17 protein-coding genes are annotated in these 15,198 nt (G+C 69.2%); 15 read left to right on the forward strand and 2 right to left on the reverse strand.

The genetic code is table 11. The annotated features are described in order from the left end of the window. Positions 1–8 precede the first annotated feature (8 nt). From hemL to ccsB, 7 genes are all read left to right on the forward strand, one after another. The gene (gene hemL, locus ACH4SI_RS24165) at positions 9–1,316 is read left to right on the forward strand and encodes a glutamate-1-semialdehyde 2,1-aminomutase (RefSeq protein WP_398299480.1); all 1,308 of its coding nucleotides are present in this window, start codon (positions 9–11) and stop codon (positions 1,314–1,316) included. An 8-nt stretch (positions 1,317–1,324) separates the two neighbouring features. Then, positions 1,325–2,011: a histidine phosphatase family protein gene (locus ACH4SI_RS24170; protein ID WP_398298887.1), complete on the forward strand. Its 687-nt coding sequence runs from the start codon at positions 1,325–1,327 to the stop codon at positions 2,009–2,011. Positions 2,012–2,175: 164 nt separating this feature from the next. Continuing rightward, a complete protein-coding gene (locus ACH4SI_RS24175; RefSeq protein ID WP_398298889.1) occupies positions 2,176–3,357 on the forward strand; it encodes a hypothetical protein in 1,182 nt (393 codons plus the stop codon). Between the two features lie 69 nt (positions 3,358–3,426). Next, positions 3,427–4,044, forward strand: coding sequence for a TlpA family protein disulfide reductase (locus ACH4SI_RS24180; RefSeq protein WP_398298891.1), 618 nt, complete (start codon positions 3,427–3,429; stop codon positions 4,042–4,044). A gap of 9 nt (positions 4,045–4,053) precedes the next feature. After that, a complete protein-coding gene (locus ACH4SI_RS24185) occupies positions 4,054–4,812 on the forward strand; it encodes a cytochrome c biogenesis CcdA family protein (RefSeq protein WP_398298893.1) in 759 nt (252 codons plus the stop codon). Positions 4,813–4,815: 3 nt separating this feature from the next. Further along, positions 4,816–6,564: a cytochrome c biogenesis protein ResB gene (locus tag ACH4SI_RS24190; protein WP_398298895.1), complete on the forward strand. Its 1,749-nt coding sequence runs from the start codon at positions 4,816–4,818 to the stop codon at positions 6,562–6,564. After that, a complete protein-coding gene (gene ccsB, locus ACH4SI_RS24195; RefSeq protein ID WP_398298897.1) occupies positions 6,561–7,658 on the forward strand; it encodes a c-type cytochrome biogenesis protein CcsB in 1,098 nt (365 codons plus the stop codon). Before ACH4SI_RS24190 ends, ccsB begins: the two co-directional genes overlap by 4 nt. 29 nt (positions 7,659–7,687) lie before the next feature. On the opposite strand, the gene ACH4SI_RS24200 is transcribed toward ccsB, so the two are convergent. After that, positions 7,688–8,026, reverse strand: coding sequence for a PLD nuclease N-terminal domain-containing protein (locus tag ACH4SI_RS24200; RefSeq protein ID WP_398298899.1), 339 nt, complete (start codon positions 8,024–8,026; stop codon positions 7,688–7,690). Between the two features lie 89 nt (positions 8,027–8,115). Here ACH4SI_RS24200 and ACH4SI_RS24205 point away from each other — a divergent pair, with 89 nt between their 5' ends. From ACH4SI_RS24205 to ACH4SI_RS24215, 3 genes are all read left to right on the forward strand, one after another. After that, a complete protein-coding gene (locus ACH4SI_RS24205; RefSeq protein ID WP_398298901.1) occupies positions 8,116–9,567 on the forward strand; it encodes a menaquinone biosynthesis decarboxylase in 1,452 nt (483 codons plus the stop codon). Beyond that, entirely contained in the window at positions 9,564–10,466 is a 903-nt protein-coding gene (gene mqnP, locus ACH4SI_RS24210) for a menaquinone biosynthesis prenyltransferase MqnP (protein WP_398298904.1), read from the forward strand. Before ACH4SI_RS24205 ends, mqnP begins: the two co-directional genes overlap by 4 nt. 61 nt (positions 10,467–10,527) lie before the next feature. Beyond that, positions 10,528–11,199, forward strand: coding sequence for a UbiX family flavin prenyltransferase (locus tag ACH4SI_RS24215; RefSeq protein ID WP_398298906.1), 672 nt, complete (start codon positions 10,528–10,530; stop codon positions 11,197–11,199). On the opposite strand, the gene ACH4SI_RS24220 is transcribed toward ACH4SI_RS24215, so the two are convergent. Further along, positions 11,196–11,363, reverse strand: coding sequence for a hypothetical protein (locus ACH4SI_RS24220; protein ID WP_398298908.1), 168 nt, complete (start codon positions 11,361–11,363; stop codon positions 11,196–11,198). The two genes, ACH4SI_RS24215 and ACH4SI_RS24220, sit on opposite strands and share 4 nt — an antisense overlap. Before the next feature lie 126 nt (positions 11,364–11,489). Between ACH4SI_RS24220 and ACH4SI_RS24225 the strand changes: the two genes are divergently transcribed. The 5 genes from ACH4SI_RS24225 (at position 11,490) to ACH4SI_RS24245 (ending at position 14,919) form a co-directional block, all read left to right on the forward strand. Beyond that, positions 11,490–11,951, forward strand: coding sequence for an Lrp/AsnC family transcriptional regulator (locus ACH4SI_RS24225; RefSeq protein ID WP_398298910.1), 462 nt, complete (start codon positions 11,490–11,492; stop codon positions 11,949–11,951). A 63-nt stretch (positions 11,952–12,014) separates the two neighbouring features. Beyond that, the gene (gene mqnE / locus ACH4SI_RS24230) at positions 12,015–13,196 is read left to right on the forward strand and encodes an aminofutalosine synthase MqnE (RefSeq protein WP_398298912.1); all 1,182 of its coding nucleotides are present in this window, start codon (positions 12,015–12,017) and stop codon (positions 13,194–13,196) included. Positions 13,197–13,248: 52 nt separating this feature from the next. Continuing rightward, positions 13,249–13,899 (forward strand): UdgX family uracil-DNA binding protein, encoded by a 651-nt coding sequence (locus tag ACH4SI_RS24235; protein ID WP_398298914.1) that lies wholly within the window; start codon positions 13,249–13,251, stop codon positions 13,897–13,899. A 64-nt stretch (positions 13,900–13,963) separates the two neighbouring features. Continuing rightward, positions 13,964–14,488: a GNAT family N-acetyltransferase gene (locus ACH4SI_RS24240; protein ID WP_398298916.1), complete on the forward strand. Its 525-nt coding sequence runs from the start codon at positions 13,964–13,966 to the stop codon at positions 14,486–14,488. A 107-nt stretch (positions 14,489–14,595) separates the two neighbouring features. Continuing rightward, a complete protein-coding gene (locus ACH4SI_RS24245) occupies positions 14,596–14,919 on the forward strand; it encodes a DUF4229 domain-containing protein (RefSeq protein WP_398298918.1) in 324 nt (107 codons plus the stop codon). Positions 14,920–15,198: the final 279 nt, after the last annotated feature.

Consider the following 15,198-nt stretch of genomic DNA (forward strand, 5'->3'; position numbering starts at 1 on the left):
TGGCTAGCGTGAGCTATCCGTACGCAGCCCCAGTTTCGCAGACGCTTTTCGATCGCGCGGCCGTCGTGACGCCCGGCGGCGTGAACTCTCCGGTCCGGGCTTTCCGCGCCGTCGGAGGTACGCCCCGCTTTATGGTGTCGGGTGACGGTCCGTACCTCACCGATGCCGACGGACGCGAGTACGTCGACCTCGTGTGTTCGTGGGGACCGATGATCCTCGGCCATTCGCACCCCGAGGTGATCGCGGCCGTGCAGGCCGCCGTCGCACGTGGTACGTCGTTCGGCACGCCCGGCGAGGGCGAGGTCGAACTCGCCGAGGAGATCGTGGCCCGCGTCGGCCCCGTCGAGCAGGTGCGCCTGGTGTCGTCCGGCACCGAGGCGACGATGTCGGCGATCCGCCTGGCCCGCGGGTTCACCGGCCGCCCCAAGGTGATCAAGTTCGCCGGCTGTTACCACGGTCACGTGGACGCCCTGCTGGCCGCGGCCGGGTCCGGGGTCGCGACCTTCGGGCTGCCGGACACCCCGGGGGTGACCGGCGCGCAGGCGGGGGAGACCCTCGTACTGCCGTACAACGACCTGGAGGCGGTGCGGGCGGCGTTCGCCGCGCACCCGGGCGAGATCGCCTGTGTGATCACCGAGGCGTCGGCGGGGAACATGGGCGTGGTGCCGCCGCTGCCCGGGTTCAACGCGGGCCTGAAGGAGCTGTGCGCCGACAACGGCGCGCTCTACATCTCCGACGAGGTCATGACCGGCTTCCGGGTCTCCAAGGCCGGCTGGTTCGGGCTCGACGGGGTCGTACCCGATCTGATGACCTTCGGAAAGGTCATGGGCGGCGGCTTCCCGGCCGCGGCCTTCGGCGGCCGCGCCGATGTCATGGCGCAGCTCGCCCCGGCCGGCCCGGTCTACCAGGCGGGCACCCTGTCCGGGAACCCGGTCGCGACGGCGGCGGGTGTGGCGCAGCTGCGGCTGCTGGACGACGCGGCGTACGACAAGGTCGACGCGGCCTCCGCCCGGCTGCGGGAGCTGGTGACCGAGGCGCTGGACAAGGCGGGCGTCGCCCATCGCGTCCAGGTCGCGGGCAACATGTTCTCCGTCTTCTTCACCGACGAGGACGTCACGGACTACGCCGGGGCGAAGGCGCAGCAGGCGTTCCGCTTCACCCCCTTCTTCCACGCGATGCTGTCCCAGGGCGTCTATCTGCCGCCGTCCGCCTTCGAGTCGTGGTTCGTCTCGACGACCCATGACGAGCGGGCGCTGGAGCGGGTGGCGGAGGCTCTGCCGGGGGCGGCGCGGGCAGCCGCCGAGGCGACTGAATGATGGGTGACATGACACAGAGCGAGAACGACATCACCGTCGTCCATGTGATGCGCCACGGCGAGGTGGAGAACCCGGAGGGCGTCCTGTACGGGCGCCTGCCCGGCTACCACCTGTCCGAGCTGGGCCGTCGCATGGCCGACCGGGTCGCCGAGCACCTCGCTGAGCGCGACATCACCCATGTGGTCGCCTCCCCGCTGGAGCGGGCCCAGGAGACGGCCGCGCCGATCGGCAAGGCGCACGGTCTGGACGTGGCGGTCGACGAGCGGCTGATCGAGGCGGCGAACGCCTTCCAGGGGAAGACCTTCGGGGTGGGCGACGGCGCGCTGCGCAGGCCGGCCAACTGGCGTCATCTCACCAACCCCTTCCGTCCCTCCTGGGGCGAGCCGTACGTCGACCAGGTGGTGCGGATGATGGGGGCCCTGGGCGCGGCGCGCGACGCCGCCCGCGGGCATGAGGCGGTCTGTGTCAGCCATCAGCTGCCGATCTGGATCGTGCGCAGCTTCGCGGAGCGGCGGCGGCTGTGGCACGACCCGCGCAAGCGGCAGTGCACCCTGGCCAGCCTCACGACCTTCACCTACCGCGGCGACAAGATCGTGTCGATCGGCTACAGCGAACCGGCCCGCGACCTCGTCCCCGCCCATCTCCTCGCGGGCGCCAAGAAGGTGAAGGGGGCCTCCAAGGGGGTCGGCGCGTGACCAGCGCGCTGTAGGCGTCTCATCGCATGGGGTAATCGTGCCCCGGATATTGTCCCGGGACTGTAATTGACCGCGTCCGTTCGGAACCCCGCTATTCGTCTCGCCATCTCAAAGGTCGTCCGTGGCCCGGACAACCAGTGCGGCGAGTGCGAATTGAGGACGCTATGCGTGAGGTCAGCCGGAGGGGGATCCTCGGTCTTGGTGTGGGGGCGGTCGCGTCACTGACCGCCGTCGGCTGTTCGTCGGGGTCGGGCAAGGCGGCGCCGAAGAGGACCGCGCAGGCAAAGCCGATAGGTGACGGTTCAACTTCCCGTGGGGTGAGCCGGCCGAAGGATCCCACGCCGGAGCGCCTTGAGCGGGGGCAGAAGCCGCCGCAGTTCGTGGTTTTCTCCTGGGACGGCGCGGGGGAGGTCGGCAACGGCCTCTTTCCGCGTTTCCGGAAGCTCGCCAAGGATCACGGCGCGACCATGACGTTCTTCCTCTCCGGTCTCTACTGCCTGCCGGAGTCGAAGAAGTCGCTGTACAAGCCGCCGAACAATCCGGTGGGCGCCTCCGACATCGGCTACCTCTCCGACGACCACGTCAAGGAGACGCTGCGGAACGTGCGTCTGGCCTGGCTGGAGGGGCATGAGATAGGCACGCACTTCAACGGCCACTTCTGTTCCGGCCGCGGCACCGTCGCCCACTGGACGTCCGCCCAGTGGGAGTCCGAGGTCGAGCAGGCCGTGTCGTTCGTCACCCAGTGGCGCACGAACACCGGATTCAAGGATGTCGATCCGCTGCCCTTCGATTACCGCGAGGAACTGATCGGCGGGCGCACCCCCTGTCTGCTGGGTCAGGAGAATCTGCTGCCGACCGCCCGCAAGCTCGGCTGGCGCTATGACGCCAGTTCGCCCGGCGGTCGTCAGGTGTGGCCGTCGAAGAAGAGGGGGCTGTGGGACTATCCGCTGCAGCAGATTCCTTTCCCCGGGCACTCTTTTGAGGTGCTCTCCATGGATTACAACATTTTGGCGAACCAGTCGCGGAATTCCACGAATGCGCCGCCCGCCAACTACCCGGGCTGGCGCAAGCAGGCCGCCGATGCGTACATCGCCGGTTTCCAGCGGGCCTACGAGACCAATCGCGCCCCGTTCTTCATCGGGAACCACTTCGAGAAGTGGAACGGCGGGATCTATATGGACGCCGTCGAAGAAGCGCTCAAGCACATGGCGGACGAGAAGCACAAGGACGTGCGGCTGGTGTCCTTCAAGCAGCTCACGGACTGGATGGACGCGCAGGACCCGGCCGTGCTCGCGGATCTTCAGGGGTTCGGTGTGGGCCAGGCCTGGAGCGCGGGCAGCAGCTGACCGACCCCCTCCGAGAGCAGCCGAGGGGGGTGGCGAAGATCCGCAAATGGGCCATGCGAAACTTTTCACATGAGTGCCTGCCGCGCCCCTCGGCGTCTCGCGACCTACCGTCGCGCAACCGTGCTGGCCACCGGGGCCGCGGTTGCCGCGCTGTCCCTTTCCGCCTGCGGTAGCGGCGGCACCTCGGGCGGATCCGCCGATACCAAGTTTGTGCAGGGCAAGGGCGGCGTCGACACCGTGCCCAAGGGGGACCGCATGGAGGCTCCCGAGCTGTCCGGCAAGACCCTGGAGGACAAGCCGCTCGACGTGGCCGACTACAAGGGCAAGATCGTCGTCCTCAACGTATGGGGCTCCTGGTGCGCGCCCTGCCGGGCCGAGGCCCCGAACCTCGCCAAGGTCGCCGAGGACACCAAGGCCAAGGGCGTCCAGTTCATCGGGATCAACACGCGTGACAGCAACCGAGCCCCCGCGCTCAGGTTCGAGAAGGCGTTCAAGGTCGGCTATCCGAGCCTGTACGACCCGATCGGCAAGCTGATGCTGCGCTTCCCCAAGGGCAGCCTCAACCCGCAGGCCATCCCGTCGACCATCGTTCTGGACCGGGACGGCAAGATCGCGGCCCGCGCGCTCACCCCGCTCAGCGAGGACAGCATGCGCAAGATGGTCGACCCGCTCATCGCGGAGAAGTGACCTCTTGTGATGACGCTCGCCGCCACCGGTGCGAATGAGACCGTGCTGACCGGGGCGCTGCTGTTCGCCCTGCCGATCGCCGTCCTCGGCGGACTGGTCTCCTTCTTCTCCCCCTGTGTGCTGCCCCTGGTGCCGGGCTACATGTCGTACGTCACCGGGATCACCGGTACGGATCTGGCGGAGGCCAGACGCGGCCGGATGGTCGCGGGCGCCTCGCTCTTCGTGCTCGGCTTCACCGCCGTCTTCGTCTCCGGCGGCGCGCTGTTCGGCCACTTCGGCTGGACGCTCCAGGAGCACAAGGAGACCCTCTCCAAGATCCTCGGGGCCGTCACGATCGTGATGGGCCTGGCCTTCATGGGGCTGCTGAAGGGCTTCGGGCAGCGGGAGTTCCGCTTCCACCTCTCGCCGACGATGGGGATCGCGGGCGCGCCGGTGCTGGGCGCCCTGTTCGGCGTCGGCTGGACGCCGTGCCTGGGGCCCACCCTCACCGCCGTCCAGGCGCTGGCGTTCAATGAGGGGAGCGCGGGGCGTGGCGCTCTGCTGACCGTCGCGTACTGCGTCGGGCTCGGACTGCCGTTTGTCGCCGTCGCGGTGGCCTACCGGCGCGCGCTGGGCGCCTTCGCCTGGGTCAAACAGCACTACGTGTGGGTGATGCGGACCGGCGGCGGTCTGCTCATCGCCCTGGGGGTGCTGCTGCTCACCGGGGTCTGGGACGCCATCATGAGCGACACGCAGAGCTGGGCTCAGAGCTTCAACGTTGGGATCTGATCCATGTCCACCACCGATACCGACTCCGCGGCCGAGAAGGCGGCCGACAAGGCGGCCGACAGTGGCCAGTCCGCCGAGGAGCGCGAGCTGGGCGCGGCGGGATCGCAGCTGTCCACCGCCCCCGCGGAGGAGATCAACGTCCCCTCGCTGGGGCCGCTCGGCTGGGCCAGGTGGTTCTGGCGGCAGCTGACCTCGATGCGGGTCGCGCTGCTGCTGCTCTTCCTGCTCTCGCTGGGCTCGATCCCGGGCTCGCTGATCCCGCAGACCAGCATCGACCAGGTCAAGGTCCAGGACTTCAAGGACAAGCACCCGACGGTCACCCCGATCTACGAGAAGCTCCAGCTGTTCCACGTCTACAGCTCGGTGTGGTTCTCGGCGATCTACATCCTGCTGTTCATCTCGCTCATCGGCTGCATCGTGCCGCGCACCTGGGCGTTCGTGGGCCAGCTGCGCGGCCGCCCGCCGGCCGCCCCGCGCCGGCTCACCCGGCTTCCCGCCTACGCCACCTGGCGCAGCGACGCCGAGCCGGAGAAGGTGCTGGAGGCGGCGCAGCGGATCATGAAGCGGAGGCGCTTCCGCAGCCACATCACGGGGAACGCGGTCGCCGCCGAGAAGGGCTACCTGCGTGAGGTCGGCAATCTGCTCTTCCACACCGCGCTGATCGTGCTGCTGGTCTCCTTCGCCGCGGGCCAGCTGTGGAAGACCGAGGGCAGCAGCCTGATCACCGAGGGCGGCGGCTTCTCCAACAGCCTGACGCAGTACGACGACATCAAGACCGGGCAGCTGTTCCAGAGCGACGACCTGGCGCCCTTCAGCTTCCAGCTGGACCGCTTCCACGCGACCTACGAGCGCAGCGGCCCCCAGATGCGCACGCCGCGCACCTTCCGCGCCGACGTCACCTACTGGGACGGGGTGGACGGGGCCGCCCGCAAGAAGTCGATCAAGGTGAACGAGCCGCTGGAGATCCAGAATTACAAGGTCTTCCTGCTGAACCACGGCTACTCGCCGGTCGTCACGGTCCGGGACGGCCAGGGCGAAGTGGTGCACCAGGGGCCGGTGGTCGGGCTGCCGATCGACGGGGCCAACCTCACCGAGAGCATGGTCATCAAGCTCGGTGACTACCGCGACAAGAACGGCAAGCGTGACCAGGTCGCGTACCAGGGGCAGTTCCTGCCGACCTGGGTGCGCAGCAAGGGCATGTTCTCCCAGTTCCCGGCGCTGGACAATCCGGCGCTGGTGCTGACGGCCTACCACGGCAGCCTCGGCATCGACGGTGGTACCCCGCAGAGCGTGTACCAGCTCGACAAGTCGCGGATGAAGCAGTATCTGGAGCCCGACGGGAAGACCAAGTTCGCCCGGGCGCTCGCGCCCGGCGACACCATGAAGCTGCCGAACGGCGAGGGCACGCTGACCTTCGACGGCGTCAAGAGCTGGGCCAGCTTCCAGATCTCGCACAAGCCGGGTGACCAGACGGCCCTGCTGGGCGCCGTGGGCGCCCTGGTGGGTCTGGTCGGCTCGCTGTTCATCCAGCGCCGCCGGGTCTGGATCCGGGCGGTGCGGGGGGCCGACGGCGCGACCGTCGTCGAGATGGCCGGGCTCGGCCGCAACGAATACGCCAAGCTCCCCGAGGAGCTGGGCGATCTGGCCGTCCGGCTGCAGACGGACGCGCCCCCCGCGGCAGATCCCGAAGGCACCGCAGAACCCGGAGACACCGCAGACCCCGCAGATCCCGCAGAAGGAGCGCGCGCGTGAACCTCGCGGCCGCAGTCAACGAAAGCCTCGCCCAGTACAGCAATTGGCTGATCTACACGGCGATGACGGTCTACACCCTCGCCTTCCTCGCCCATATCGCCGAGTGGGTCTTCGGCAGCCGCAGCGCCGTGGGCCGCACCGCCGCCGCGCTCACCACCGAGGGCGGGGCCGCCAACCGCCCCTCGGTCACGGTGAAGACCGCCGAGAAAGGCGGCACCGGCACCGCCGTACTGGAGCGTCCGAAGGTCATCACCCGGGCCGCGGCCGGCAGCCGCGACGTCCCTGACGGGCCGGGCGCCTCGGGCGGCACCGAGCAGGGCGATGTCTACGGCCGGATCGCGGTCGGCCTGACCGTCCTGGCGTTCGTCCTTCATGCCGGGGCCGTCCTCACCCGTGCGCTGTCCGTACAGCGGGCGCCCTGGGGCAACATGTACGAGTTCTCCACGACCTTCGGCATGGTCGCGGTCGGCACGTACCTCACGCTGCTCCTGCTGAAGAAGAACGTGCGCTGGATCGGTCTGCCCCTGACCACCTCGGTCCTCCTCGACCTCGGACTGGCTGTCTCTGTCTTGTACACCGACAGCGACCAGTTGGTTCCCGCCCTGCACTCGTACTGGCTGTGGATCCACGTGAGCTGCGCGATCATCTCCGGCGCCGCGTTCTACATGGGGGCTGTCTCCACGCTGCTCTACCTGTTCCGCGATCGCTACGAGGCGCAGCTGGAGAACCCGGAGCTCAAGCAGTACGGTCAGGGCGTCAAGTCCGTGCTGGCGCGGGTGCCGTCGGCGGCGTCGCTGGACAAGTTCGCGTACCGGATCAACGCCACGATCTTCCCGCTGTGGACGTTCACGATCATCGCGGGCGCGATCTGGGCCGAGGCCGCGTGGGGCCGCTACTGGGGCTGGGACCCCAAGGAGGTCTGGTCCTTCATCACCTGGGTCGCCTACGCCTGCTACTTGCACGCCCGGGCCACCGCGGGCTGGAAGGGGCGCAAGGCCGCCTACCTCGCGCTGATCGCCTTCGCCTGCTTCCTGTTCAACTACTACGGCGTGAACATCTTCGTCACCGGCAAGCACTCCTACGCCGGAGTCTGACGAGCAGAGAACTCAGGAACGCCGAAACCTCACGACGCCGCGGGCGGCGGGGTGTCCTCCGGACCCTCGCCCCCGCGGCGCAGTTCGTCGCCGTCCTCCGGCCGGTCCTCCCGCCGCTCCCCCAGGGACTTCAGGAACTCCGGGTTGTCGTCCGGGGCGATCCACGCGCGCCGCGCCTCGGGCGCCGTGGCCCGCTTGCGGCCCACCAGCAGCCAGGAGATCGAGCCCACCACCGGGAACAGCAGGACGAGGATCGCCCAGAGCGGCTTGGGGATATGGCGGACGTCCCGCTCTTCGGTGGTGATGCAGTCGATGAACGCGTAGATGCTGAGTGCCAGCGGCACCAGGATCATCAGCACCCGGAGCATGAGGCGATCCCCCTGCGTGTGGTGTTCGGGGCCGGTCGAGCGGGCCCCAGTTACGGGACCAGGGTAGTGCGTACCGGATACTGGGACGCATGGCTTATGACGATCTTCGTTCCTTTCTGCGGGCGCTCGACAGGGAAGGCGACCTCAAGCGCGTCAAGGCCGAAGTCGATCCGTATCTGGAGATCGGCGAGATCGTCGACCGCGTCAACAAGGCGGGCGGTCCCGCGCTGCTCTTCGAGAACGTCAAGGGCGCGGCGATGCCGCTGGCCATGAACGTGTTCGGCACGGATCGCCGGCTCCTCAAGGCCCTGGGCCTGCGCTCGTACGACGAGATCAGCGAGAAGATCGGCGGGCTGGTCAAGCCCGAGCTGCCGCAGGGCTTCGTCGGGCTGCGCGAGGCGTTCGGGAAGCTCGGCTCCGTGGCGCACGTACCGCCGAAGAAGGTGAAGGAGGCACCGGTCCAGGAAGTGGTGCTGACCGGCGACGACGTCGACCTCGACGCGCTCCCGGCCCTGTTCACCTGGCCCGAGGACGGCGGCTCGTTCTTCAACCTCGGCCTCACCCACACCAAGCACCCGGAGACCGGGGTGCGCAACCTCGGCCTCTACCGCCTCCAGCGCCACGACCGCCGCACCATCGGCATGCACTGGCAGATCCACAAGGACAGCCGCAACCACTACCAGGTCGCGGCCCGGCGCGGGGAGAGGCTGCCGGTCGCGATCGCCTTCGGCGCGCCGCCCGCCGTGACGTACGCGTCGACCGCCCCGCTCCCCGGGGACATCGACGAGTACCTGTTCGCGGGGTTCGTGCAGGGGCGGCGGATCGAGATGGTCGACTGCAAGACGGTGCCGCTCCAGGTCCCGGCCGCCGCCGAGGTCGTCATCGAGGGCTGGCTGGAGCCCGGGGAGATGCTGCCGGAGGGCCCGTTCGGCGACCACACCGGCTTCTACACGCCCCAGGAGCCCTTCCCGGCGCTGACCATCGACTGCGTGACGATGCGGTCCCGCCCACTGCTCCAGTCGATCGTGGTGGGCCGTCCGCCGACCGAGGACGGGCCGCTGGGGCGGGCGACCGAGCGGTTCTTCCTCCCGCTGCTGAAGATCATCATCCCGGACATCGTGGACTACCACCTCCCCGAGTCGGGCGGCTTCCACAACTGTGCGATCGTCTCGATCGACAAGAAGTACCCCAAGCACGCGCAGAAGGTCATGCACGCCATCTGGGGTGCCCACATGATGTCGCTGACCAAGCTGATCGTCGTAGTCGACGCGGACTGTGACGTACACGATCTGCACGAGGTGTCCTGGCGCGCGCTGGGGAACACCGACTACGCCCGCGATCTGACCGTGGTCGAGGGCCCGGTCGACCATCTGGACCACGCCTCGTACCAGCAGTTCTGGGGCGGCAAGGCGGGCATCGACGCCACCGCCAAGTGGCCCGAGGAGGGCTACACGCGCGACGGCGGCTGGCCGCACATGGTCCAGTCCGATCCGGAAGTGGCCGATCGGGTGACCCGACGCTGGAAGGAACTCGGACTGTGACCTCCGCTGCCGCCGCCGTGCCACAGCCCGGCCGGACCAGGTCGTTCCTGCGCCTGGTGATGATCGAGCACTCCGTCTTCGCGCTGCCCTTCGCATACACCGCCGCGCTGACCGCGATGCAGCTGTGGGACGGCTCCGTCCACTGGATCAAGCTGCTGCTGATCACGGTCGCGATGGTGGGCCTGCGTACCTTCGCGATGGCCGCCAACCGCGTCATCGACCGCAAGATCGACGCGCGGAACCCCCGGACCGCCTCCCGCGAGCTGGTCACCGGCGCGGTCTCGGTCCGCACCGCCTGGACCGGGGCGCTGGTCGCGCTGGTCGTCTTCCTCGGAGCCGCCGCGCTGCTCAACCCGCTGTGCCTGGTGCTGGCGCCGGTCGCGGTCGTCCCGATGGTGGTCTATCCGTACGGCAAGCGGTTCACCGACTTCCCGCACGCCATCCTGGGCCTCGCCCAGGCGATCGGCCCGATCGGCGCCTGGATCGGGGTCACCGGCGAGTGGTCGTGGGACGCGGTGATCCTCGGCCTCGCGATCGGCATCTGGATCGGCGGGTTCGACCTGATCTACGCCTGCCAGGACGTGGCCGCCGACCGGGCGCACGGGGTGCGGTCGGTACCGGCGCGCTTCGGCATCGCGGGGGCGCTCCACGGGGCACGCGCCTGCCATGTGATCACCACACTGCTGCTGGTCTGGTACGCGCTGGCCACCGGCGCCGGGGCCTTCTTCTGGCTGGGGCTGCTGATCGTGGCGGCGGCGTTCGCGTACGAGCACACGATCGTGCGCCCGGACGATCTCTCCCGCCTCAACCGCGCCTTCTTCACGGTGAACGGCTTCATCGGAATCGCCCTGTTCTGCTGCGCTCTGCTCGACCTGGTGGTGCGGGGCCTCGGCCCGTGAGACCCCCGGATAGGCTCGGTGTGTGGAGCCGCCGCACGGGCCGAACAGGCCGCACGAAGAAGTGAGCAGACGTCGGCCCTGGGTGGTCGGTGTATCCGGCGCGTCCGGGACGCCGTACGCCGCCTCGGTGCTGCGCGCGCTGCTGTACGCGGGTGAGGCCGTCGACCTGGTCGTCAGCCGCGCCTCGCGGCTGACGCTGCTGGACGAGACGGGGATCGGGTTCCGGGACGCGCACTGGCGGGAGGATCTGCGCCGCTGGCTGGCGCGCGGCGCGGACGGTACGCCGGACGCGTTCGACGACGTCCCGGTGGACTCGGCGGACGTGACTCACTGGGCGGCCGGGGATCTGGCCGCCGGGCCGTCCTCGGGCAGCTACGCCGTCAAGGGGATGCTGATCGTCCCCGCGAGCACCGCGTGTGTGGCCGGGGTCGCGCTGGGCCTTTCGAAGGACCTGCTCCAGCGGGCCGCGAGCGTGACGCTGAAGGAGCGCCGTCCGCTCGTGGTGGCGGTGCGGGAGACCCCGCTGAACGGGCAGACCCTGCGGCACCTGGTGACGCTGGACGAGGCGGGCGCCGTGGTGCTGCCCGCCTCGCCGGCGTTCTACGCGGGTGCGAGGCACATCCAGGATCTGGTGGACTTCGTCGCGGGGCGGGTGCTGGACGCGGCGGGGGTGCCGCACAAGCTGTACCGCCGGTGGGAGGGGGAACTCGGTGGAGACCGAGGACCGGACTAGCGCGTCCAGCGCTTCCTGGCGCGGGCGGCGCGGGCCGCGACGACGGCCGCGCGGCGGGCCGTCCGGGACACGGGACGGTCATGGGTACGGACCACGGCACGCGAGCGGCCGGCCAGTTCCCGCAGCTCCAGCATGCGGGCTTCAAGACCTTCGATCGTGTACACGGTGAGTTCTCATCTCCTGAGGTAACAGGCCGAACGCCTAGAGGATTTGCAGGACTTGTGGTCCTGATGCCTTAGATTCTACATGTAATGACGCTCTAACCCTGAATAATGGAAGGCGCACGGCATATGGACGCGGTGGACAGGCAGCTCATCCAGGCCCTGCGGGAGAACGGCAGGGCCTCGTACGCGGAGCTCGGCAGGCTCGTCGGCCTCTCCGGGCCCAGCGTCACGGACCGGATCAACCGCCTGGAGACGGCCGGGGTGATCACGGGCTATCGCGCGACCGTGGACGCGGCCTCCCTCGGCCTCGGAGTCACCGCCCTCATCGGCCTCCAGCTCTCCGACGCCGCCGACCACGAGGACGTGGCGCAGCGGCTGCGCGACCTCGCCGAGATCGAGGACTGCTGGTTCATCGCGGGCGACGACTCGTACATGCTCAAGGTGCGTGCCTCGAACGTGGACGGCTTGGAGCGCACCGTCCGCAGACTGTCCCTGACCAAGGGCGTCGCCCGGACGCGTTCCACGATCGTGCTCTCCACGAAGTGGGAGAACCGGGTCGGGGAACTTCCCGAGGACGTCGAGGCGTAGTCTCGGCGAAGGCCGACACCGGCACGACGACGTAGGGCCAGACGCATGGGAGGCGGCCGTCGCATGAGCGCAGCGACACACGATGTGGGTTTCAAGCGGGAGTTGGAGCAGAAGGTTCTCGCGGGGGAGCGGCTCACCCGTGAGGACGGCATCGCCCTGTACGAGTCCGACGACCTGGCCTGGCTGGGCGGGCTCGCCCATGAGGTGCGCACCCGCAAGAACGGCGACGTCGTCCACTTCAACGTCAACCGTCATCTCAACATGACGAACGTGTGCACCGCGTCCTGCGCCTACTGCTCCTTCCAGCGCAAGCCGGGCGAGAAGGACGCGTACACGATGCGCATCGAGGAGGCCGTCCGCCTCGCCAAGGCGATGGAGAACGACAAGCTCACCGAGCTGCACATCGTCAACGGGCTGCACCCCACCCTGCCCTGGCGCTACTACCCGCGGTCGCTGAAGGCGCTCAAGGAGGCGCTGCCCGCCGAGGTGTCGCTGAAGGCGTTCACCGCCACCGAGATCCACCACTTCGAGAAGATCTCCGGCATGTCCGCGTCCGAGATCCTGGACGAGCTGATCGACGCCGGTCTGGAGTCGCTGACCGGCGGCGGCGCGGAGATCTTCGACTGGGAGGTCAGGCAGCACATCGTCGACCACGACACCCACTGGGAGGACTGGTCGCGCATCCACCGGCTGGCGCACGAGAAGGGTCTCAAGACCCCGTGCACCATGCTGTACGGGCACATCGAGGAGCCCCGGCACCGGGTGGACCACGTGCTGCGGCTGCGTGAGCTGCAGGACGAGACCGGCGGATTCCAGGTCTTCATCCCGCTGCGCTACCAGCACGACTTCGTGGACATGCAGGACGGCAAGATCCGCAACCGGCTGCAGGCGCGCACCTCCATGGCGACCGGTGCGGAGGCGCTGAAGACCTTCGCGGTCTCCCGGCTGCTGTTCGACAACGTCCCGCACGTCAAGGTCTTCTGGGTGATGCACGGGGTGCAGACCGCGCAGCTCGCCCTCAACCACGGCGCGGACGACATGGACGGTTCGGTCGTCGAGTACAAGATCACGCACGACGCGGACAACTACGGCACGCCGAACAAGCTGACCCGCGACGACCTGCTGGACCTGATCCGGGACGCGGGCTTCCGCCCGGTGGAGCGCAACACCCGGTACGAGACCATCCGCGAGTACGAGGGCCCGGACCCGGCCCGGCGCGAGTCGCCGCAGCCGATGCGGGTGTGAGCCCCTTCGTACGTATTCGTCTGAGGGACGGCGCGGCGGGTACCCGGGGCGCATGAGCGCCCGTACGGCCCCCGAGGACGCGTACACGGCCGAGCCCTTCGTGCCCGGCGGCGCCGGTCTGGACGCGCTCCGGGAGGCGGCCGCCGGATGCCGCGGCTGCCCGCTGCACCGCGAGGCGACGCAGACCGTGTTCGGCGCGGGCGCCCCGCACGCCCGCGTCGTCCTCGTCGGCGAGCAGCCAGGCGACCAGGAGGACCGGCAGGGCAAGCCGTTCGTCGGGCCCGCCGGCCGGGTGCTGACCCGGGCGCTGGACGAGGCCGGGGTGGACCCGGACGAGACGTACATCACCAATGCCGTCAAGCACTTCAAGTTCACGGTCGTCCCCGAGCGCGGCAAGCGGCGCATCCACAAGCCGCCCAGCCTGCGCGAGATGACCGCCTGCCGTCCCTGGCTGGCCGCGGAGGTGCGGGCGATCGACCCCGAGATGATCGTGGCGCTCGGCGCGACCGCCGGGAAGGCGCTGCTGGGGCCGTCGTTCCGGGTGACCGAGCAGCGGGGGACGCTGCTGACGTGCCCCGCGCTGGACGACCGCGAGATGGTCGCCACGATCCACCCGTCCGCCGTACTGCGGGCCGACGACCGCGAGGCGGTCCACCGGGGCCTGGTGTCGGATCTGCTGATCGTGGCGGAGGCCCTTCGCTGAGTCTCTTCGCCGGGCCCTGGGCCACGGAGCTGGTTCGGACAGCTGCTCGGATATCGTCGTCCGCATGCCCCTGACGTTCGACCTCGACCCCGAGACCACCCCTGAGCTGCTCGACTCGATCCGTACGCTCTGGGCGGACGTCTCGAACGCGGGCGGCGCCGTCGGTTTCGTGCCACCGGTGACCACGGAGGACGTACGGCCCGAGTTGATCAAGCACCTCGCCGCGATGGCCGAGGGGCACACCCGGCTGCTCGTCGGCCGGGACGAGACCGGCGCGGCGGCCGCGACCGCCTTCTTCACCCTCAACACCCACCGGCTGATGCGGCACTGGTGCTGGCTCTACACCGTGATGGTGCACCCCTCCCACCAGGGCAAGGGCTACGGCCGTGAGCTGATGGCCGCCGTGGAGGAAGCCGCGCGCGGGATGGACGGCATCCGGGGCATACGGCTCACCTGCCGGGGCGGCACCGGGGTGGACCGTTTCTACGCGTCGTGCGGCTACAAGGAGGTCGGCCGGGTGCCGGGGGCGATCAAGGTCGCGGACGACGACTTCCGCGACGACATCACCATGTGGCTACCGCTGAACTGACGGCTCCCACTGAACTGACTGGGCGCTGAATTGATCAGAAACCGGACGTGATTGACTGGGAGGGCAGGAACTTCCAGGAGGACTTCCCGGAGAAAGGGGACCCCGCCGTGTCTCTCAAGCCGAGCGCCACGCTCCGCTACACCAGCATGCGCCTGGGGATCTTCGCCGGTTGCTTTCTGATCATGTGGGCCCTGGTCTACTTCCGCGTCGTCCCCGCCGGCCTCGGCGCCTCCAACCTGTTCTGGGTCGTCCTGCTCGCGCTGGTCGTGTCCGCCCCGCTCAGCTTCGTCCTGCTGCGCAAGCAGCGCGAGGCGATGGCGGTGCAGGTCGCCGAGCGCGTGGACCGGGCCAAGGAGCGGCTGTCGGCGAGCCAGAGCCAGGAGGACGGCGCGCAGGACAGCGTGCAGGACGGCTCGCGCGCCGGCGCGTAACTCCGTGTAAGGATCCTCACACTCCGCACTCGTTTCCGATGCCCCCTGGGCCAGTAGCCGCTGGCCCAGGGGGCGTTGAGCTGTTTCAGGGGCCAGTGGGACCAAAGATTTTCTTTGGGTTCCCCAAAGTTCTGGTGTTAATGTACTTGTCATGAAGACAGCAGCCGCGCCCCGTATCGCAGCGAGCGTTCCGCTCGTGGCGCGCCTGCACATCGATCTTTGCCGCTGTCGGTCCGCGGCCTGTCAACGCCGCTGACCCCTCTCGTACAGCGGCCGGAG

The organism is Streptomyces sp. NPDC021212 (assembly GCF_044332925.1).
Taxonomy (GTDB): Bacteria; Actinomycetota; Actinomycetes; order Streptomycetales; family Streptomycetaceae; genus Streptomyces.